Source organism: Paenibacillus sp. S33 (genome assembly GCF_053615415.1).
Genome location: NZ_JBSIEZ010000001.1, coordinates 2,375,060 through 2,396,077 on the forward strand (window position 1 = coordinate 2,375,060; position 21,018 = coordinate 2,396,077).

Consider the following 21,018-nt stretch of genomic DNA (forward strand, 5'->3'; position numbering starts at 1 on the left):
ATGAGAGAGCAGCTGTTACGTTATGCGGCTGACTATGCAGCCGCAGAGGACCAATTAATCGGAAGTGGGGATGGACGCAGCAGCATCCATTTCCCGTCCGTGTTTCTTTTTATCGGTGATCGCATGAACCCGGTGATGAACACCATTGCAGATATCAACCGGACCAAGTGGGATAACAGCACGGGAGTAACGTATATTCAGATCCGCTCGCAGGAAGAACATGCGGCTGTAGATCGTTCGGTGGATGCTATTGTGCATACGATAGCGGTACCGGAGGAAAGTGGCCACCAAACGATACGCCGTGACTTGCACCAGGCTTTTTATACACATGAATCGCAGCTAATTGAGCTTAACACCGCGTTGCGCCGGGCTAGTGGACATCTGGCAGATTACGGTCGGTTGTATTCTTCGTTCGAGCGTGTCCATTTGTCGATTTTGACGACAGCGGATGACCCCATGAACGTATTAATCCCTGAAATTACGCTGTTGGCGGAGTATATTTTTGCACAGTCTTTTAAATCGGTACAAATGGATCTGTATGTGTTGGTGAATGAAAGCGATCAGGCTGTCCAATTCGGCTACAGTAGTGCAACGTCCGTTGCTTTCATGCGAGAGCTGGACTATATCCAGAGTCCAGACTATACGTTTACGGCACCGCTTCATATGACCGAGGACAAATTGACCATTCCAGTAACCCATGCTCCATCACCGTTGTTCGACCTCGTCTATGTGCTGTCCGACAAGAACGAACGCGGCGTAACGGTGCCGAATAGCCTGCGAGAAAGTTGTGACATCATTTGCCATATTCAGCTTCTTAAAAACCGCTATCAGGCAGGAGATTCCTATCGGTCACAGGATGGGGGATACAACAATACATCGTTTAAAAACAACATCATGACGGAATCCGGGCGGCAGGGTTATGTGTCGGCTGGATTTTCCCGAGTCAACCGCCCTAACCAGTCAATCGCACTTACGGTGCTGTATCACTTTTATGTGAAGCTGTTAGAGCGTATGAGAACAGAGCAGGAGTGGGACATACGCGATAAGCTGAATTATTTTGGGTTAGATGCTGCTGAGCGCGGTCGCACGCGAAATGATCTCGTTCCTGGTAATGAAGCGATCACGGATATGAGCGCACTGATGACCAGCGGAGCCAGCTACGGCTCGTTGAAGCGAATGACATTACGTGAGGCGGAGGAAGCCTTGTTTGGTCAGGGCTGCGAAGCCTTTTTCCGCGATAACTGTGAACGGATTGTGCACAAACGGTTAGGAGATTTTCAGGCGGAATCAGGTCTACAGTCGGCTGTGAACGCAGCTGCCAAGGAATATCCTGAAATCGGCTTTTTCGAGTTGACAGACTGGACGGATGAAAATAAAACAGGGAATGTGCTTACAGCCATTCGTGGACTGATTCGGGATACGTCCAATGACTTGCAGATTAGTGCCGCTGAACTGGACACCCTGTATAGCGGGCGAGTGGAGGACCAACCTTTTCAACGATTGCCACTCATGGATAAGCATAATGTTCGAAGCTTGATTCGTTACCTGACCGAGACGGTTTACGGGCACAAACTGCACATGCTGCGAATTCAAGCCGATTTGGAGCTGCTCCGCCGCTATGAACTGGCACTAGAAAAATGGCATGCGCAGGCGAAGCATATTACAGTACAGCTTTCCAGCCTGGAGCGTGAACTGCATCAAGCTGCAACGGACAGTATCCGGCAGGCCGATAGTTACACAGGTCAAAACCTGTTCGAATATTACGAGCGTGTGACGGAGGATGTCATGCGTGAGCTGGAAAGCAAGCGGGGGAAATCTATATTCTTTGATACCCGGCATATGGGGCCTGTATCCGGATTGCTGGACGGGGGTCTGTCCTCATTGGTGGATCGACTTACGCAGACTTGCCGCACCTTGATCCTTAGTTCACAGCCGTTTAATCAGACCTTCGAAGAAGAATTATTGCGGCGTGCCAATGTGGCTGCTGCATATGAAAATCGGCTGGTCGTTCCGAAGGATGAGCTGTTTAAAAAACTGTATCAAACGTTAGAGGAACATGGCGGAATTAACGTACGTTTGCTCGACTATACCCATGAGCATCGGTATGAAGAAAAGTACTTCTTTGGTGACTACGAAGGCGAATTTCTTCCTTATGCCATGGATGTAGACATTACTTCGCGTATTTACAAGCTGGGTTTTGTACATGAGCGTCGCAGCAGCGGGGTGGAAAAGCTGCATTTGATGGGCGGCTTCCATCTGGAGGATCTGATGGTTTACCGCAACGGCAAAACGTATTATGAGACATATACTGCGAATGGTTTCGTGTTTCACGGAATCGACGTGGACCGGTTGCCGGAATTGCGGTAGCCACATATTCATCCTACTTTAATGATGGAAGGAAGCAACGATTCTTATGAAGCAGCGTAAATTTAACGTTCTCCTATTGCTGTTCGGCTTGCTGGGCGCTGTAGTAGGCTTCATCTTGGGAGAGCTTATTCTTCACAAATTGATAGGGCACTGGCCGCATATCGTCGTGATCGGGCTGTATTTTGGCATCATGGCCCTGTGCATTGGCCTAGGTTGTCTGATCGGCGAACTAATTTCGCCACAGTTAAATGGACACTCATGGCGTCAGCGCTACTCCGGGTTATCCTGGAAGTTACTGGTGCCTGCTACGCTGGTGATGTTGTTCGTGGCAGGTCTGCTATTGGAGTTGGGCTACCAGGTTAATCCTGAAGGGCGCAAGAGCGTACAGGACCTTGTGCTTGTGATTGATAATTCCGGGAGTATGCAGCAAACAGATCCTGATAATGAACGCCTAACGGCTGCCAAAAGTCTAATTGGCCAAATGGATGAAGACAAGCGGGTAGCCATTGTTTCATTTGAATCTGCTGCGCAGTTGGTTCAGCCATTTACTCCCATTGGCACAGATGCAGAGAAGCAAGCGGTTTATTCCAAAATCGATAGTATGCAGACTATAATGTCAGGCGGTACAGAGATCGGGCTTGCTTTGGACGAGACGATCAAGGAGATTGAAACCCAAGGTAATGCAGAAAAAGGTTCTCTCGTTATTATGCTCTCTGACGGCTTTAGCGATCTGGATACCCAGACAGCATTGGCTCCTTATATCGCCCGCCAGATTCCGATTAATACGATCGGGCTGAAACTGGCAGAGTCGGATGGTATAGCCTTATTGCAAAATATCGCCCAACTGACGGGCGGAACTTATTCTAACGTAGCCAATGCCCAAGGACTTACTCAGGCGTTCGGTAAAATATATAACAAAATCGGTGATCGCACACTGGTAACGGAGCGGACAGGTGAGTATGCCGACAGTCTGTATTTTGCCATTTATCGCGTAACGGCTCTGGTCATTATCGGCGCTCTATTGGGATTAGCTCTTGGGCTGATGTTTGATAACCGTTTTCTCGCGCGGAATTTTGCGATTGGAGGAGTCCCGGCAGGCTTGCTCGCTGGCTTTATCTTGGAAAAGGGATTATCTGGCTCGCCTATAGGCGACTTGATGATTCGTTTGGTGGCAGCGCTCGTACTGGCAGCCCTTATCGCTGTCTTTTCGCTTGTTCTACCGATTGCGGAAAATACTCGCCGATCTTCCGGTGGAGGAAGTCAGGGAGCGCCGTCAGGACGCCGGAGAGGGGCACCGGAAGCCCCAACGCGCAATCGACGCAGCAGTGGATTTTAGAACGGGAGGCTGGAACTTATGCAGTATAGGGAAGCACAGCCCGGTGATCCTGTTATTTCGGAGCTGAGCCACAAAATTGACGACAACCGGGTTGTGTTACGCTGGCAGTGGCCTGAGGGCGCAGCCGTGGTATATATTGCGAAACAATCAGCCGATGCAGGTGTGAATGGGCAAAATGAGGGTGAAGTTTTACCGCCTTTTTCAAGCCTAAAACTGTTTACACGCGAGGAGTATAAGGCTGCTGGCAGCTATCGTGACCGAATTGAAGGCATTGGACGCGTACGGTATACCGTGTATCCGGCTGTTCGGAAGGATGGAGACACTTACGTGATCCGTCAGCAAGACGGAGCCAACCAACTGGAGTTGAGTACGGGAAGGGCTAAAATCAGATATGCGGTTCACCATAAAAAAAGCTGGTTTCGCAGCCGCAAAACTGTCCAGATTCAGGTGACAGCCGAAGTTCCTGTCCCGCAGGAGGCGCTTTGCTACGTGAAGAAGCGCGGGGGCTATCCCGCAGACCGGGACGATGGAACCTTGTATCCATTCACGGCACCCTTTGCCGCGGGACGGAATGTTTTACCCGCTGTTGAAGTGGGGGGAGATGAATATGTGCGGCTGTTTTTTACAGACGGCCAGAAATATGGCACGGTATATGAATTAGTTCCTGAATGAAAGGAGGCCGCAACCGATGAGTTTTCTTAGTAATTTATTCAGAAGAAAGCCACAGGCAGCGCCAAGGCCGTTATTTTATGATATTGTGTGCCCTTATTGCTTTAGTAAATTTTCCCCGGAGGACGTGGTATTCCGTGCTTCTCATCACCGTGAAGATGACGAGGACTACGCTTTGGGTGAAGATGAGCTGTTGAACAAATATCGGGAGCGTTTTGGCTTGGACAGTGTGCATGATATGGAGGCGATTTTGCACCCCCATGATGTCCCTGAGGAACATCGATTGTATTCTGATCATGTACTGACAGGACTGACGGACCGTTATGGCGAGCTGACGCGCCACCGACTGTGCCCGCACTGCCATAACGAGCTGCCCGTGACCGCGGGTAAGGTGCCTAGCAATATCATTTCGATTATTGGAGCTTCGCAGGCGGGGAAATCTGTCTATATGACCTCCCTGATTCACACGTTGCAGCATGTTACGGCCGATCATTTTGACGCGGCTTGCATGCCGCTCAATGCAGAAATTAGCCGAAAGTTCCGCACTATGTATGAGGAACCCCTATTTGAACGAGGCGATCTGCTTACATCGACACAAAAAGAAAAGATGCAGGAGCCTTTTATCTTCCAGTTCGTATTTAAGGATGAGGAAAAGCCGCCACTGACGCTGGTATTTTTTGATGTCGCCGGTGAGGGAATGGTAGATCAGGACTATCTGGGACTGCATGGACAGCATATTAAGAATTCAGCAGGTATTCTCTTTATGGTCGATCCACTGCAAATCCGCTCTATTCGGGAGCGCATTAAGATTAATCTTGGCGATAAGCCGGGTGAATGGGTCTCGCAATATGATGAACCGCGTGATGTCGTACTTACGATGTTCGGTGATTTTATCGCTTATCAGGAAAAAGGGAAAACGGACATTCCGACCGCTGTCGTCCTGACCAAAAGTGATATGCTTACTGCATTGGCAGATGAAGAAGGCACATACATCAAGACGAATAGCAATATTTTTAATCCGATGGAGCATCGCAAATATATGGATTTGGATGAGTTCGCGAACATTGATGGCGAAGTTCGACGCTTCATCGAAAAGGTGGATAAGCCGTTCAAGGGCACGATGGATGTATATTTTACGGATACGGCCTATTTCGCGGTTTCCGCGCTAGGTAGCAATCCAGTGGAGCAAAAGCTGCAAGGGTTGGTTAGTCCGATCCGTGTGGATGAGCCATTCATTTGGCTGCTTTATAAGTTGAAGTACATTGAGGGGGGAGAATCACAGTGAGTTATTCTACCTCTCATTTGATACAACAGCAGATGTACACACGGGAACGGCGTGGAATTTTCCGTTCTACGGAAGGCTTCGATACAGTGGCTAATTCCAAAGGGTTGGATGCGCCTTTTATTAAAAAGGTGCTGCATCCCTTATGTGTATACGATGCGCCTGCTGCCTTGACGGCACGTGGCGAGAAGCAGGAAAGCGTCTATCCAGAAGCCATGCAACTGGTACGGACGGAGTCCGGGGATGTAGTGCTTGGCCGCAGTATTTATAAGGCTGCGGATTTTACTGGGCTGCGGAGCGCCTTTTTCACGCACAACTATGTGATTCCAGCCGGACATGGTGAATCTCCGTCTGACTATAAGCAGTGGCTGAACACATCATTTGTTGATACCTATGATATTGAGCAGGGAACGGATTTACCGGAATTGGAGCGTCTACCGGGTGGAAGTGTATTTCCGGCTGTTGACCCGTCTACAGTGCTGGCTCAATTGCAGCTGAGCGAAGAAGTGTTCAAACAGCTTTTATACGCAGTCATGATGTCCGCAGCGGGTCGCAAAAAGGTATATGTAGCGCTGAATGTTCCTGTAGAAGTGGTCGGATCTTCAGCCAAGCAGCTGCTGGGTGTGCTGTATGCGGCACTGCCTTATGCATTTCGGAACAGACTCGGATTTCTTACATATGCACAGGAACCGAACAGCAGAAAAGGCATTCACTTGATGTTCGTTGAGCCTTTTAGTTTGCGTCCCGGTGATCGGAATGTGGAAAAGGACTTTGTATTTGACCTGTCTAACCATAGTCGAATACTTAATGTGGATGTAGAGCAGGTGAGACAGCCGTATTTTGACTGGATTGTCCGTACGTTGCTGAATGGTGAGACGCCGGATGATTTCTTCAAATTTGCCGAGCAAATGCTGACAGGTATGGAGGCAGGGCGTGATTTGACGCCATCCAGCTATCATGAGCTCATTACGTTGTACAGAATTGAGCAGGGAGAGCGGGCATTATACAACGAACAACGAATCGCTGTATTACGAAGCTTGACTGATTATTTATCGCCACCCGATTCGCTGCCACGTAAAATGAGGCTGAATGATCTATTTCTATCGTTTTTTGATCATGAATTTGATCGGGTGAAGGATGGATATATTCCAGATGTAGGTCTAGTCGATAGTTTCAAGGACTATTATAAAGTTCATGCACGCAGCAGCGAAAATCGGTTGGTGGAATATTTAATCCGTTCGCTAAACAATGCTTATACTGCCAGAAATACGGAAGCAGTCACGTATATTTACCATACGATTGAGGAGAATCCGTCATTAGGCAAGGCATATTTTACGAAAGTGCTGGGTAATCCGGCGCTTACAAAAATGCTGTTCATTCCCTACATGGACAGTCAGATGAAAAGAACACCGGATGCCAAGGGGCTGCTGGCCGTTGTGCACGAATGGGGCAGTCGGTATATCGAAGTGTCGGCGAATGCCGATTTTCAGCTTTTGGCAGAATCTGCATTGATGGGCAGACTGCGTGCCGAAAGAAAACCAGTAGAGGCTGTGGCTGCCATTCACCAACGCTTGCGTCAATGGGACAGCAGCTCTGCCGTAGGCAAACTGTCCCCGCTGGAGCAATCTGGATTGACAGAGCGCTTGCAGGAAGCGTCGGATCGGTATTTACTTACCGAAGTAGAGCTAAAAGAAATATCACCCGATCAGGTCGTACAGATTCCATTTTTTACACGGCCCGATTTGGTGCAGTGGGTTGGAAAGCTGCCTGCTCCCCTCAAGGGACAAGCAGTGCGATTGATTGCGGCTTACGATTGGTTTAATACGGAGGAACCGGAACCGTCGGTGCTGGACGGCCTGGAGCCTGGCGAAGTAGAAAAGGTACAGGATTGGGCTTATGGCTGGCTGCCCCAGCAGCTTGCGGAAGGCCATTTTGCCCGTCTGTTGCCTGCATTCTATCGTTCTGACGGGCCGGGAGAAGGAATATTGGACTTCGCTCGTCTGGTCAGTTCGATCCGCAAATGGGCGAAGGATAACGATACGATGTACCGCTTTATCCGATGGTCGGAAGAAAACCCCGAGTTTGCTACTCCACGTGGCGGTTTCGAACCGTCGTATCGACGTGCGCTACTTCTATTCTTCCAAAAGGAAGGACGAGAGGGACTGCATAAAAAAACGCTGTGGCGTCAATATTTTGAACCTGCAAAGCCTGCTTTTAAAAATTTCTATTTGGCAGCAAAGCAGGAGACGGACACACCGTTGGTCAAAACACTTCGTCGTTTTCGTAAAGGTGGGGTGATTTCCGGGATCGTGCTGATTGTCATTGCAGGTACGCTCGGCGGCCTGAAAGCAACCGGGGTGATCGGATCTGGTGACACACCTGCGCCTGTTGCTGCTCCGAAGCCTGTACAACAGCCTGTAGAGCCTACAGTGCCCGTAAAAGAGGAGCCTACGGCGATAGTGACACATGTACCTAATACCAAGTCCACTACGAAAATGGTCAAGCTGTTGTTTGCGTTTCAGACATCGACAGAGCAGACAGAATTTAAGCCGAAGAAGCTCGTCATTGTCGGGGCGGACCAACAGGAGCACTTATACGAAAATTTTACGCTTGCTGAACAGAACGACAAGGAAGCAGCCAGTAATGCGAACAATGATCCATCCGGTGACGTAAACACTGGGAGCGCCACTACAAAAAGTACGACAATAGATGAACAATCCACGGATAGTGGCTCCACAGCTCGTGGTGGTACATCCAGCGGAAAAAGCGGCGATCAGTCTGGAGCAGTGACAGGCAACACGGACGGAGGCTCGACTTCGGAGATTTCTACTGAGGGTAGTGGTATAGCAGCCGATAAAACCATAGGCAGCACGTCCGGTGATGGTACAGAGACAAAGGAGTACGATCTGAAGAAGTATCCTTATCGTACGCTGTTGACCATTTGGCAAAGGCTGGAGCTGAACGATGCTAGCACGGTTACCGTTGATGGAGAAGAATACCCACTGGTTCAAGTGAAGAGTGCAGACTAAGCAACTATAAAACAGAAATAAAGTAAAAGACGGGCTTCCTTCAAGGCTCGTCTTTTACTATACATAAATTTCCACAAAGAATGAATTCGTAATTTGAAATTCATCTTATCTAGTAAAGCATTATTTTACGAAAGTATTGACACCAAGTAGGCAGCTGATTAAAATTAGTTGGAATTCAAACTATTAAATTTAGATGGATATGGAGGTTCGTAGTGAGATGGGAAGTGAGGTGTATCCCGTTTGTCTTCCTTGGGAGGAAGAGAGCACGATGTATTTAATTAAATGGATTTTCACTACCGTCCGGCGCGAAATTGAAACAGCACTGCGCCCTTTGGGACTCACCTCCCCACAATCGCAGACGCTCTATATACTGGCGGTGTCGCCTGGAGTCACCAATACGGATTTGGAAAGGCTATTGCTTATTGATAAATCAAGCGTTACCAGCCTGGTTAACGGGATCGTTAAGAAAAACTGGGCAATACGCAAAAGTCACCCGGAAGATGCACGAATGAAGCAAATCTATTTGACTGAGGAAGGCTTAGAGATTCACAAAGTAGCTGAACGTACTATTGAGGCAATTAAAAGCTCGGTAGGTGAAACATTATCTGTAGGAGAATCGGAGACGCTACGCTGTCTGCTTAAAAAAATTCTCCGCGACTACCACCCTACGGACGCCCACGCTTGAGCGGATATATAGAGAATTTGCCCGGATAGGGGTATCAAAAACAGTGAAATATGATCTTAGATAAGAGGTTTACAGGAGAGGGAGACAACCAAATGATAAATGAACAAACTTATCCCAATGCGGATAAGCTTATGCGAGTGCTAGCTTTCACACTTGTTTTTTCAGTGATGAACGCTTTTATGTTTAATGTCGTTATGCCTGTGATTCGAGAGGAGTTTCATATTAGTGCTTCCGATGTAAGTTGGTTGCTGACTGGCTATATGATCGTGTATGCAGTTGGCTCGGTGACCTACGGCAAATTGGCAGATAAGTATCGTCTTAAGGATTTGCTGACGTTTGGGATTATCTTTTTTGCACTAGGTTCGCTTATTGGACTGTTGGCAAATCAATTTTGGATGCTCATTGTAGCTCGTTTGCTTCAGGCTGCAGGGGCTGCTGTTATTCCGGCAACTGCTATGATCGTCCCAGTCCGTTATTTCTCGGCTGAAAAAAGGGGACGTGCTTTGGGCGTCACAGCAATCGGCTTGGCGTTAGGTACTGCACTGGCTCCGATTATTTCCGGTTTGATCACAGGCTTTGCAAGCTGGCGTTTTTTGTTCGTCATTTCCATGCTGCCACTGATCGCATTGCCGTTCTTCCGCAAATATTTGGACGATCAGCGTGGAGAAGATCAGAAGTTCGATTTTCTGGGCGGATTATTGCTGGGTGGAACAGTAGCCTTCTTATTACTTTCGATTTCGCAAACCAATATGATGTTTTTTCTGGTAGGTGTGGTGTTATTCGCACTGTTTATATGGCGCATTAACACTGCGCATGATCCATTCATCCAGCCGAAGCTGTTCCGTAACAAGCAATATTCATACGGGCTCCTTATCGCTTTTTTAGGGACGGGGATTAGTTTTGGATTGCCGTACTTGGCACCGCAGTTTCTGAACAGTCTCAATCAGCTCACACCGGCAATAATTGGACTGGTTATGTTTCCGGCTGCTATTGCTTCGGCTTTATTGGGTAAAAGAGGAGGACGTTTGGCGGATAGCAAAGGAAATTCGTTTCTCGTCTATACAGCTGTATCGCTTTTGTTTATCTGTTTTATCAGCTTGTCTACATTTGTGGGTGCCTCTCCGTATCTGATTTTATTTTTGCTTATTTTCGGAAACGTAGGTCAGACCTTCATGCAAATTGCCATGTCCAACACGATTTCTCGTACCTTGTCGAAAGACCAGATTGGTGTTGGAATGGGGCTGCTATCTCTGCTGAATTTCATTGCCGGGGCGATCACGACAAGTATTTTGGGCAAAACGCTGGATAGTTCGTCGTCCTTTCATTTGAATCCTGTCGTATCTAATGTGCAGGTATTCAATTTTAGCAATATTTTTACGGTGCTTGCACTGATTGCGCTTGTGACGATGGGACTTTATGCGTTGCAATTCCGAAGGGGTTCACGCCGTAATACGCCTGCTGTTGAGCAAGGATAAACATTTGATGTAAACTCATGCCAAAACAAGGGTATAATATAGAAGGAAAAGTTCATCTATGGAAGGACGGAGTGTCCGGCATGACAAGAAACCTTCAATATGTACCCTATGGTTATGAGCCTCCGATCGAGACGCATAAAGGGACCATGGTCTACTATGATACGTTCGAGCAGATTACAGCCAGAGAACTGGAGCTTTTTGCCGAAACGGGGGCTGCATTATCTTTTACAAAGCTGGTGTTGTATCCGCTACATGAAGAAACCGTCAGAAGAATGTGGAAACAGCCGGTACGTTCGTATTACAAGCGGGTGGACGAGCTGGGAGAGTGGCAGCGGGAGCAAGCTTTGGGTGCTGTTGTGATTGAAAACTGGGAAGGTAAGCGTAAAAAGTATACGCCGATTGAAGCAGCCATCCGTTTTTTGGCGGAAAAGTATACGACCCCACTTTTTTTGTACATGAGTCCTGAAACTGCAAATTTGTGCGCTTCCTATGCATCGTTTGGAGAATGGATTAGAAATGTCAGATTGGTGCTTTCGAGCGAACTCCAGGAACTTCATCCTAAGCTTGCACAGTACCGTAATCGCTGGAACACGGTCGAAGAAGCGACAAACCGTGACTCTAAGGTTGACAAAGCGGAGCATGAATTATAGAATAGAACTAATCGTAAAAATTACTATTGTAATTGTATACCATGTATTCCAATTAAGGAGGAAGAGAAATGCGCGTAATTGTTACCTTGGCATGCACCGAATCCGGTGATCGCAACTATACAACAACCAAGAACAAAAGAAATCATCCGGAGCGTCTTGAAATGAAAAAATACTCTCCGCGTCTGAAAAAGTACACGATCCATCGTGAAACTAGATAATTTGAGGTTTGCTGCATAGCAACCTGAATGATTCTGCTTCCTGAGCAAGCCTGTTAAGTTTGCAAAAGCCTGCGTTATGGAACCGGCGAAAACTTGAATTAGTCCAGTGGACAGAGCGTCCAAAGTTAAAGCTTGCACCTAAGAAAACGGCTTTTTTTCAAGGCTGTATGATAGATGCCGAGCTACATGGTACGCTTTGCCTTTTGAATCGAAAGCACGTGGTTACCGAGTTCTCCTGTGCTGGTGTCAGCATTTGGGACGAGCCGGAGGACCATTCACTATATGCTTATATAACGATGAAGGCTGACGAAAGATCCGGAGCGTTCGTGCAATGGGCGATGCGTATATGCGGCATCGTTTGCTTGTCGTTTACGAGCTTGAGCGCAACCGTTATGATCTGTCGTCTTTTTTTCTGGGACATAACCGTTCCTTTTGCCAACTGATGGAGTATTGCGCCAGTACGTTTGAGTTTGAAACTAAAACTACATGAAAGATTAGGTGAAACTAATGAAAAAAGATATTCATCCAACATTGAACAAAGTTATCTTTTTGGACCCTAGCTGTGGATTTACTTTCCTGAGTGCTTCCACTAAATATTCGCAAGAAACGATGGAATGGGAAGATGGCAACACATACCCAGTTATCCGTGTAGATACTAGCTCCGCTTCCCACCCGTTCTTCACTGGTAAACAAAGAAACGTGGATATCGGTGGCCGTGTAGATCGCTTTAACAAAAAATATAACCTTAAGTAAGACTCGTCGAGAGCTAGGTTTACGGATTATGCCAATAATTCGTAAACCTAGCTTTTTTATTTTTTACGGATAGTTACATCCGAAACAACGCGAATAACAAATGTATTTTCAAGTCTCGAATTTAACACTCTTCTGGAACAGTCCATGAAGCTGCTGCTTTTTAATGCTAAATGAAGCTGAACAATAGTCGACGAGGGCTATGATGAAAAAAAGATACGAATATAACGTTTTAAGATATTCAGTAGCGGCATTGCTAATCTTGGCAACTAATCATTTTAAAACGTAATTCTATACTTCGCATAGGCTGTCTTAATTTAAAAATAATCGCAGGTATCTAGCCTGCGATTATTTTTTTTTAGCACAAGAGTCGCGATTAAGGGAGGGTTCCGATAAATCATTTGCGGAAATAAGTTATTTGGAGGATATAGTTAGAGACTTGATACAACTAGGCATCATTATAGATAAGCTTTTGTTCAGAATTGGTTCAGTGGTTTCATGTATATTAATTGAAAACGACATAAATCACTTATTTTCGACAAATATATGAATAAAAGATTAATATAAACACATTTTTATCGGTAAATACAGTGAATAAGCTTTATTATCTTTGAATTATGTAGAAACATTTCGAAGATCGAATAGGGTCGTTTTACTCAAAAGTAAATTAGGAGGTAGAACCATTGAAAGTTTATTCACTTAAGTGGGCAGCCGCTCTTGTTGCTCTTCAGGCGGCGTTTGGTACTTCTGCTTACGCTGCAACGCCTACCAATAATTTGTTTTCAGATACATCCTATGTGACGAGTGATAAAATGGTGGCCATCCAAGAAGCTGTACGCCAAGGGCTTTTATCGGGAGATCCTCATGGAACTTTTCGCCCTGCAGCAACATTAACTCGTCAGGAACTCGCAGTATTATTGGTCAGAGCTTTAAAATTGGACCCTATTTCGAGTTCTTCTACTTTTAAAGATGTGCAAAGTAAACAATTTGCTGCCCCATATATAGAAGCTGCACAAAAAGCCGGGTTTCTATCCGGGGATGGATTAGGAAACTTCCGTCCGAACGATCCTGTTACACGTGAAGAGCTGGCAGCTGTGTTTGTCCGTGCAGTCGGAGGGGTTAATGCAGAGGGCGGATCAAGCATTTTACCCAAAGATCAGTCCTTGGTAAGCCAATGGGCGGCTGGATCGGTAGATACAGCACTTCGTCTGGGTTTAATTGACATTCATGACAGCAAGCTCAATCCCACAGGTGAAGTAAAAAGGGAGGATATTGCTCCTTTCCTGCTGGATATTTTCAAAACTCAAGAGCAAACAGCTACGATCAATAGCATTGAGGGAGACATTGTAACAATCGATAATGTTCCTTATTTAATAGAGGGAAATTTGAAAGAGTTAATCGGAAACTCCAATAAAGATGCGTTAAAAGGAGCTAAATTAAAGTTTAATTCGCGCAATCGTAATGTGGACGGGCTGCAACAATTAGAAATCGTGCAAAAAGATGTTGTGTTAAACACCAATGGTCTACCGGAAAGCAGCCTGCTTCGAATTTTAGGTGATGGTGTTCAGATTAAAGGGGATATCAAAGGAGTAATCGAGCTTAATGACGGTGTTTCTAATATCCAGCTGAATGGAAACGTAAACCATCTTAATGTGAATTCCGGCCATGGTATTTCTATTAAAGGAACCGGAACAATCGGGGAGCTTCAAGTTGCCAACGCAAACGCTAAAGTGACATTGAACCCGAATTTTAAAGTTGAAATGATTCAGCTGCCTAAAGATGCATCCGTTTCACAAGTTATCCAAAATTACAACGAAGTACAAAAACAGATTGGACAAATTCAGTCCGCTGACGGAACGGTTCAAGAAACGACTACAATTACGTCCAGTAGCGTGACATTTTCGTCTGGAGGAGGAAAAACTACTTCGACAAATTCAGTGACTAACCATGCGCCAGGCGTTACTACCGGGTTTACTGATATTACGTTAAGTACAGCAGATGAGCCTAAAAAGATTAATCTGGCAAATAGTTTTACCGATGCTGATGGAGACACGCTGACCTACACAGCAGAAACTTCAGCCACAAACTTAGCGACGGTATCAGTGAATGGAAGTCAGCTGACTCTCACGCCGATGAACGCCGGAACAGCCACGATCACGGTTACGGCGAACGACGGCAAGGCCGGGACCATAAACAGCCAGTTCAACGTAACGGTTACGCCTGTGATTCCGGAAGCCGTGAACCATGCGCCGACGGTGCAAACGTCGATCAGCAATGTGACGACAGGAGCCGCGGATGGAGTTAAGACGGTGAGCCTTGCGAGTGTGTTTGCAGATGAAGACAGCGACGCGCTGACGTACACAGCAACCTCGACGGATACGGGCGTGTCGACAGTAGCGGTAAACGGAAGCGATCTGAAAATTATGCCAGTGAACGCGGGTACGGTCACGATTACGGTAACGGCAGATGACGGCAAGGGCGGCACGGTGGATACGCAGTTCAACGTGACGATCACGCCGGTGATCCCAGAAGCCGTTAACCATGCGCCGACGGTGGAAACGTCGATCAGCAATGTGACGACAGGAGCCGCGGATGGAGTTAAGACGGTGAGCCTTGCGAGTGTGTTTGCAGATGAAGACAGCGACGCACTGACATATACGGCAACCTCGACGGATACGGGCGTGGCAACAGCAGCGGTAAACGGAAGCGATCTGAAAATTACGCCAGTGAACGCGGGTACAGTCACGATTACGGTAACGGCAGATGACGGCAAGGGCGGCACGGTGGATACGCAGTTCAACGTGACGATCACGCCGGTGATCCCGGAAGCCGTGAACCATGCGCCGACGGTGGACACGTCGATCAGCAATGTGACAATAGGAGCCGCGGATGGAGTTAAGACGGTGAGCCTTGCGAGTGTGTTTGCAGATGAAGACAGCGACGCGCTGATGTACACGGCAACCTCGACAGATACGGGCGTGGCAACAGCAGCGGTAAACGGAAGCGATCTGAAAATTACGCCAGTGAACGCGGGTACGGTCACGATTACGGTTACAGCAGATGACGGAAACGGGGGTACAGTGGATACGAATTTCACTCTAACGGTGACTCCTCCACCTGCTGCTAATCACGCTCCTGTTGTTCAAAGCACGATTAATGATGTTTCTACAGAAGCAGGTGCTGTGGACACAACTATTGGACTTGCTTCAACTTTTGCAGATGAAGATTTGGACTTACTGACGTATTCCGCTGATTCATCGGACCCTAGCGTATTAACGGTTTCCGTTACAGGCGACCAACTGAGTATTACTCCGCTTGCAGTGGGAAGTGCTACAGTCACAGTTACCGCAGATGATGGGAAGGGGGGAACCGTTCAAACAATCTTCCAAGTCACTGCTGGAGAAAAGAAGGGACTTTTCTTCTCCGAGTTGGCATGGGGGGAGAGCGACTCTATGATGCAAATTATTGAGCTTTATAATGCGGGTTCTGAGGAATTGGATGCTTCAAAAATTAGAATTGAACGCAGTGATAGTGGAAATTCGATCGAAATAAGTCAAGACGCTGGTGCTTTTATTCCAGGTGGAGCTACTTTCGTGATAGGAGATACCATGTATTTTGGTGATGCGCATGTAGATTACTTCACAGACATGGGATTTTATAACGATGATTCAGCACCTGTTACTTTATCGCTTTATTACGATAATCAGTTGATTGATACGGCAGTGTTTCAGCCTCATACCACTTTAGCTAGACAATCCGATGTTACCCATGGAAATGCAGACTACGAGGCAAGTGAATGGTTTGATGAAGGAACCGATTATACGGATAATATCGGCATCTTTAGTAGTGAGGCACCATAATGAATACAAAGAATAGAGGAAACATCATGAGTTCTAAACCTAATAAATGGCTGATTACATTAGCCTTGGCTGCACTTGTTGCTCCAACGGCTTTGCAGACGATTGCATCTGCTGCCAGCGGTGCATCAAACGGAGTAGCTCTGGCCAGTCTGCCTTTTAAAGACATCAATAATATTGCTTCAGAGCAAAAGACAAACATCCTGCGAGCCATTGAAGCCGGGCTTCTGCATGGCGACCCATCTGGATCCTATCGGCCAACGGATTTGTTGACCCGTCAAGAAATGGCGGTTCTATTAACTCAAGCTCTGCAACTCTCTATTTCTAAAGCAGCAAGCAGCAGTTTCTCGGATGTAGAAACGAAAAGTTGGTCGAGTCCCTATATTGAGGCTGTACATCGTGCAGGACTCATGAATGGAGACGACGGCTCCAAATTCAGGCCCAAAGCGGCAGTTACCAGAGAGGAGGCTGCGGTTCTGCTTATGCGGGCCGCCGGGCTTCCTATTACAGCTGACGCCACGGAGTCTGCTAAACTTACTGATTGGAATCGGGTCAGTCCGTGGGCACGGCCTTACGTTAATACGGCTTTACAGTCGGGCTCCATGAAGACGGATCAGTCCGGTTTCAAACCTAAATCGTCCGTTCAGCGCCAAGATATAGCCCAGTATATGATGTCTACCTTTTTCCCTAAGGACCATGTAGTCCAACTCCAAAAAGTAGAGGATGGAAAGGCCTGGATTAACGGGATTGAATATAAACTCTCGGATTCAGTTAAAGGAATCCTGCAAACCTCTAACCAAGAGATTCTCAAAGGAGCAGATATTCAATTTGTAGCATCACAGCGGACCATTGAATCGATCACCAAATTGGTCATCCATGCGAGCGGGCAAGCTCCGATAGGGCAAGCTTCCGAATTCAGCGGCAATCTTGTATTAGATGGTCATAACTCCTCGATTGACGGAAATTTAACTATTGACGGTGATTACATTTCGGTTATGAATTTGAATGTCAAAAATAGTTTTACAGTTACGTCAAGCCTTGAACATGATTTCTATGCCTCTAAATTTACGGTACAAGGAAAAACATATATTCAGGGCGGTGACCAGAACACCGTATTGTTTAACACATCTGAGTTGCAGGATGTCGAGGTATCCAAACAGGATGTCCACGTAGTCATTCAAGGAAATTCGACGGTGGATCAAATGTCGTTGATTTCCAATGCAACGATTGAAAATGATTCATCCTCAACGATACAGCAGTTGAATGTTCTTACCGGTGCCAAGCAAGTAGAGTTGCAGGGGATTATTAAGCAATTGTCGGTCAACAGTGACCAGCCCGTAGCTCTGACAGGCCAGGCCTCCATTAATACATTGGCTGTGAACAGTTCCTCTCCGGTCAGTCTGGAGGTAGCTGGAACTATTTCAAATTTACAAGTAAATAACTCTGCAGCAAATATTAGTGTAAGCTCCTCCAGCCAAGTCACGAATACTTCATTTGCAGTAGGTGTGTCTTCTTCGACGGTATCAGGAGTCACTGGAGTCACTACAACTTCTTCTGGTAGCTCGCGTTCTACGGTTGTGACCAATACAGCACCGAAGTTAGTGACCAAATATGACGATCAAGCCGTAACGGTGGGCGATTCTGAACTTCAGATTGACTTACTTGGTCATTTTACGGACGAGGAGCAGTCCGAGCTCAAATATACGGCAGTGTCGTCTAGTACAAAAATCAGTACAGTCCGAGTAGAGGGAACAAACCTGTTTATAAAGGCTGTTGGCAAAGGGACTGCGACCATTACGATCGCCGCAGATGACCAGGCCGGGAAAAAAGCGGGAACGAATTTCAAGGTCCGTGTCAATGAATCTCCTGTTTCATTGAGTATCCCCGATCAAAACGAACAGTTGGGGAGCGGCGATGTAACCTTATCTTTAGGATCGTTTTTTACGGATTCTGAAAATGATCCTATGACTTATGAGGTTGCGATCGATGATCCTTCCATTGCTACCTTTACCCTGACGGGTGATCAATTGGTATTAACTCCGGCAGCTGTAGGACATGCCCAAGTTACCGTCAAGGCATCCGATGGTCGGGGAGGCAGCGCAAGCCAGTCGTTTCAATTGGTGGTAACTGCAGTACCTAATCAAAATCCGGTTGTAAATCAGAAGCCGGGCAACCAAACGCTCACTGTGGGCGATGCGGACTACATCCTGGATTTATCTCCGGTGTTCCTTGATTCGGACAGCAATCCGCTAATCATCTCGGCAGAATCCTCGGATCTATCCATTGCGACGGTCTCCGTTAACGGAAACCAGGCCACAGTTCATGCGGTTTCCTCAGGAACAGCAAACATCCAGCTAAAAGCGGGAAATGGCCTTGGAGGCGAGGTTAAGACCGATTTTGATATTACCGTTAATGAACCTCCGGTATCCTTGCGAATTCCGGATCAGACGAAACAAATCAATTCAGACGACATTCAATTATCTTTAAACGACTTCTTTACCGACCATGAGAAGAATTCGTTGTCATACAGCATTGATATTTCCGATTCTTCGGTTGCGACTGCAGTGCTAAATGGGGACACGCTTACCATTACACCGTTAAAAATTGGCAGCACATCAGTATCTGTTAAGGCATCTGATGGCCATGGAGGTAGCACAAGCCAGTCGTTTCAAATGGAAGTAACTGCTGTATCTAACCAAAATCCGGTTATAGACCAGAAGCCGGGTAATCAGACACTGAATCTAGGCGATGCGGATTATATCCTGGATTTATCTTCGGTATTCCACGATCCCGATGGCGACCCTGTGGACGTTTTGGCAGAATCTTCGGATTCGTCAGTTGCTGTTGTATCCGTTAACGGATACATAGCCACGGTCCATGCAGTTTCCTCAGGAACAGCAACGATTCAGCTTAAAGCAAAAGATGGCCGCGGGGGCGAGGTCACTACTGATTTTGATGTTACCGTCAATGAATCCCCGATTTCCACAGGGATTCCGGATCAGATGAAAGAAATAAATACAGGCGATATTCAATTGTCCTTAAATGATTTCTTTTCCAGTCCTGATAGCGATGTTTTAACTTACGATGTTCATAGCATTTCTGACCCGACTGTTGTGACGGCTGCCGTTTATGGAGGTATGCTTACTCTTACACCGTTAACGATCGGTAGTACATCGGTATCGATCAAAGCAACAGATAGCTGGGGAGGGAAAGTGATCGAAACTTTCAAAACCACCGTCACGGCTGGACCTCCACAGAATCAGTATCCAGTAGAAACTAAACCTGCCGACCAGTCGCTTACTGTAGGTGGTGCGGTCTACTCACTCAATTTAGATTCCGTTTTTACTGATCCTGATGGGGATACGTTGACCTTTAAGGCAACCTCTTCTCATCCGTCCGTTGCTTCGGCGGAAATCACTGGAGCTCAATTGGAAATTCAGGCACTAAGTGCAGGGACGACAATCATAGAAATCAAGGCTATGGATGGCCGCGGAGGGGAAACTTCAACCACCTTCCAGGTCAGTGTCCAATCATCCGGTTCGTCTAACCCATCTTCTAATCAGCCGCCTCAAGTAGATGCGACCATTTATGAACAAGTGTTGACTGCAGGAGTTACGAATGCAAGAAGCTACGACCTATCTCAATTGTTCAGTGATGCTGACGGGGATGCCCTGACGTTTACTTCTACTGTTGAATCAACCGGTATGGTAAATGCAGAGGTTAACGGATCAACGTTGACTCTTACTCCGGGTAATCAGACAGGAAGTACCAAGGTAACGATTACTGCGAATGACGGGCATGGCGGAACAGCCACCTATAATTTTCAGGTAACGAATGCTCCTCTTGCGACGAATGGAATTGTTCAAATCCGAACCAAGCAAGGGGTTAAAGATCCGATTACTTATGACATGTCAACAGTGTTCCCGGGTGAAACTTCATTTAAAATCTATTCGGGTACGGCAGATTCCACCTTTACTGGGCCAATCCCTCTTAATGGGACGGTTTGGGCATGGAACGGGGATATTTTTCAATACTTCTGGGTAATCGGGGCGAACGGATCTGCCGCTGTATTCCAAGTGACCTCAAATCCTCAAGGACCGGAGGATCTATATTTTTCCCAGTATCTATCCTTAGATAAAACCCGCACTGCTATTGAGCTGTTCTACAATCCGGTAGGAGATACTTCTAAGCCTATAGAAAATGCAGGATACTCACTTGAGATTCATCAATACAATTTAGCTACAAATACTCCTAAAGTGTGGAGCCAGCCTATTAATTCGTTTTGGAAAGGCATGCCTTATATATATATCGATTCCATCTTTTATGACTTTTTCGACATTGTTCCTGCGACATACTATAATGATGAATTGATGTTACTAGAAACGAATACAAATGTAACGACAGGCTATGTCCTGAAAAAGAACGGTGTAACGATCGACGTCTTAGGTGATCCTAACGGAAAAACGCAATTTATGCCGAATAATGGGACTATTATCCGAAAATCGGGGATTAAGTCCGGTTCCTCCTCTTATAATCTTCCAGGAGAGTGGAACTCTTATCCAACCGGAACGCTTCAATATTTTAGTCATCATACTCCATAACATTTTGTTGAATTAACGGGAAGCCCTCCAGCGCCGATGGTACTTGGGCCGAAGGGTCCCGGGAGAGTAGGATGTCGCCAAGCAATTAATGTATAACTC

Annotated in this window: 13 protein-coding genes; all 13 read left to right on the plus strand. The window is 46.6% G+C overall.

Features of this window, described 5'->3' with window-relative positions; all coding sequences use genetic code 11:
* The 13 genes from ACWGXJ_RS11235 to ACWGXJ_RS11295 all read left to right on the plus strand — a co-directional run bounded on the left by ACWGXJ_RS11235 (position 1) and on the right by ACWGXJ_RS11295 (position 20,919).
* The gene (locus ACWGXJ_RS11235) at positions 1–2,367 is read left to right on the plus strand and encodes a transcription initiation factor TFIID (protein WP_452566740.1); all 2,367 of its coding nucleotides are present in this window, start codon (positions 1–3) and stop codon (positions 2,365–2,367) included.
* A 46-nt stretch (positions 2,368–2,413) separates the two neighbouring features.
* Positions 2,414–3,703 (plus strand): vWA domain-containing protein, encoded by a 1,290-nt coding sequence (locus ACWGXJ_RS11240; protein WP_452566741.1) that lies wholly within the window; start codon positions 2,414–2,416, stop codon positions 3,701–3,703.
* Between the two features lie 18 nt (positions 3,704–3,721).
* Positions 3,722–4,375, plus strand: a complete 654-nt coding sequence (locus ACWGXJ_RS11245; RefSeq protein ID WP_452566742.1) for a beta-mannanase — start codon at positions 3,722–3,724, stop codon at positions 4,373–4,375.
* 16 nt (positions 4,376–4,391) lie between these two features.
* Positions 4,392–5,657, plus strand: a complete 1,266-nt coding sequence (locus ACWGXJ_RS11250) for a TRAFAC clade GTPase domain-containing protein (RefSeq protein ID WP_452566743.1) — start codon at positions 4,392–4,394, stop codon at positions 5,655–5,657.
* Positions 5,654–8,683 (plus strand): GAP1-N2 domain-containing protein, encoded by a 3,030-nt coding sequence (locus tag ACWGXJ_RS11255; protein ID WP_452566744.1) that lies wholly within the window; start codon positions 5,654–5,656, stop codon positions 8,681–8,683. Before ACWGXJ_RS11250 ends, ACWGXJ_RS11255 begins: the two co-directional genes overlap by 4 nt.
* Before the next feature lie 217 nt (positions 8,684–8,900).
* Entirely contained in the window at positions 8,901–9,368 is a 468-nt protein-coding gene (locus ACWGXJ_RS11260; RefSeq protein ID WP_452566745.1) for a MarR family winged helix-turn-helix transcriptional regulator, read from the plus strand.
* 92 nt (positions 9,369–9,460) lie between these two features.
* On the plus strand, positions 9,461–10,843 hold the full coding sequence (locus ACWGXJ_RS11265) for an MFS transporter (RefSeq protein WP_061831361.1): 1,383 nt from the start codon (positions 9,461–9,463) through the stop codon (positions 10,841–10,843).
* Between the two features lie 80 nt (positions 10,844–10,923).
* Positions 10,924–11,493, plus strand: a complete 570-nt coding sequence (locus ACWGXJ_RS11270; RefSeq protein ID WP_452566746.1) for a hypothetical protein — start codon at positions 10,924–10,926, stop codon at positions 11,491–11,493.
* A 68-nt stretch (positions 11,494–11,561) separates the two neighbouring features.
* Complete coding sequence (gene rpmG / locus ACWGXJ_RS11275) at positions 11,562–11,711, plus strand: 50S ribosomal protein L33 (protein ID WP_007430271.1); 150 nt, start codon at positions 11,562–11,564, stop codon at positions 11,709–11,711.
* A gap of 331 nt (positions 11,712–12,042) precedes the next feature.
* Positions 12,043–12,201 (plus strand): hypothetical protein, encoded by a 159-nt coding sequence (locus ACWGXJ_RS11280; RefSeq protein ID WP_231109487.1) that lies wholly within the window; start codon positions 12,043–12,045, stop codon positions 12,199–12,201.
* A 17-nt stretch (positions 12,202–12,218) separates the two neighbouring features.
* A complete protein-coding gene (locus ACWGXJ_RS11285; protein WP_013310118.1) occupies positions 12,219–12,464 on the plus strand; it encodes a type B 50S ribosomal protein L31 in 246 nt (81 codons plus the stop codon).
* Between the two features lie 680 nt (positions 12,465–13,144).
* Positions 13,145–16,321, plus strand: a complete 3,177-nt coding sequence (locus tag ACWGXJ_RS11290; RefSeq protein WP_452566747.1) for an Ig-like domain-containing protein — start codon at positions 13,145–13,147, stop codon at positions 16,319–16,321.
* Positions 16,322–16,347: 26 nt separating this feature from the next.
* The gene (locus tag ACWGXJ_RS11295) at positions 16,348–20,919 is read left to right on the plus strand and encodes an S-layer homology domain-containing protein (RefSeq protein ID WP_452566748.1); all 4,572 of its coding nucleotides are present in this window, start codon (positions 16,348–16,350) and stop codon (positions 20,917–20,919) included.
* Positions 20,920–21,018 lie beyond the last annotated feature (99 nt).

Coding starts and splice junctions, on each gene's coding strand:
- ACWGXJ_RS11250 (WP_452566743.1), top strand. CDS start 4,392: ATGAGTTTTCTTAGTAATTTATTCAGAAGAAAGCCACAGGCAGCGCCA.
- ACWGXJ_RS11240 (WP_452566741.1), top strand. CDS start 2,414: ATGAAGCAGCGTAAATTTAACGTTCTCCTATTGCTGTTCGGCTTGCTG.
- ACWGXJ_RS11280 (WP_231109487.1), top strand. CDS start 12,043: ATGGGCGATGCGTATATGCGGCATCGTTTGCTTGTCGTTTACGAGCTT.
- rpmG (WP_007430271.1), top strand. CDS start 11,562: ATGCGCGTAATTGTTACCTTGGCATGCACCGAATCCGGTGATCGCAAC.
- ACWGXJ_RS11260 (WP_452566745.1), top strand. CDS start 8,901: ATGGGAAGTGAGGTGTATCCCGTTTGTCTTCCTTGGGAGGAAGAGAGC.
- ACWGXJ_RS11285 (WP_013310118.1), top strand. CDS start 12,219: ATGAAAAAAGATATTCATCCAACATTGAACAAAGTTATCTTTTTGGAC.
- ACWGXJ_RS11295 (WP_452566748.1), top strand. CDS start 16,348: ATGAGTTCTAAACCTAATAAATGGCTGATTACATTAGCCTTGGCTGCA.
- ACWGXJ_RS11265 (WP_061831361.1), top strand. CDS start 9,461: ATGATAAATGAACAAACTTATCCCAATGCGGATAAGCTTATGCGAGTG.
- ACWGXJ_RS11235 (WP_452566740.1), top strand. CDS start 1: ATGAGAGAGCAGCTGTTACGTTATGCGGCTGACTATGCAGCCGCAGAG.
- ACWGXJ_RS11270 (WP_452566746.1), top strand. CDS start 10,924: ATGACAAGAAACCTTCAATATGTACCCTATGGTTATGAGCCTCCGATC.
- ACWGXJ_RS11245 (WP_452566742.1), top strand. CDS start 3,722: ATGCAGTATAGGGAAGCACAGCCCGGTGATCCTGTTATTTCGGAGCTG.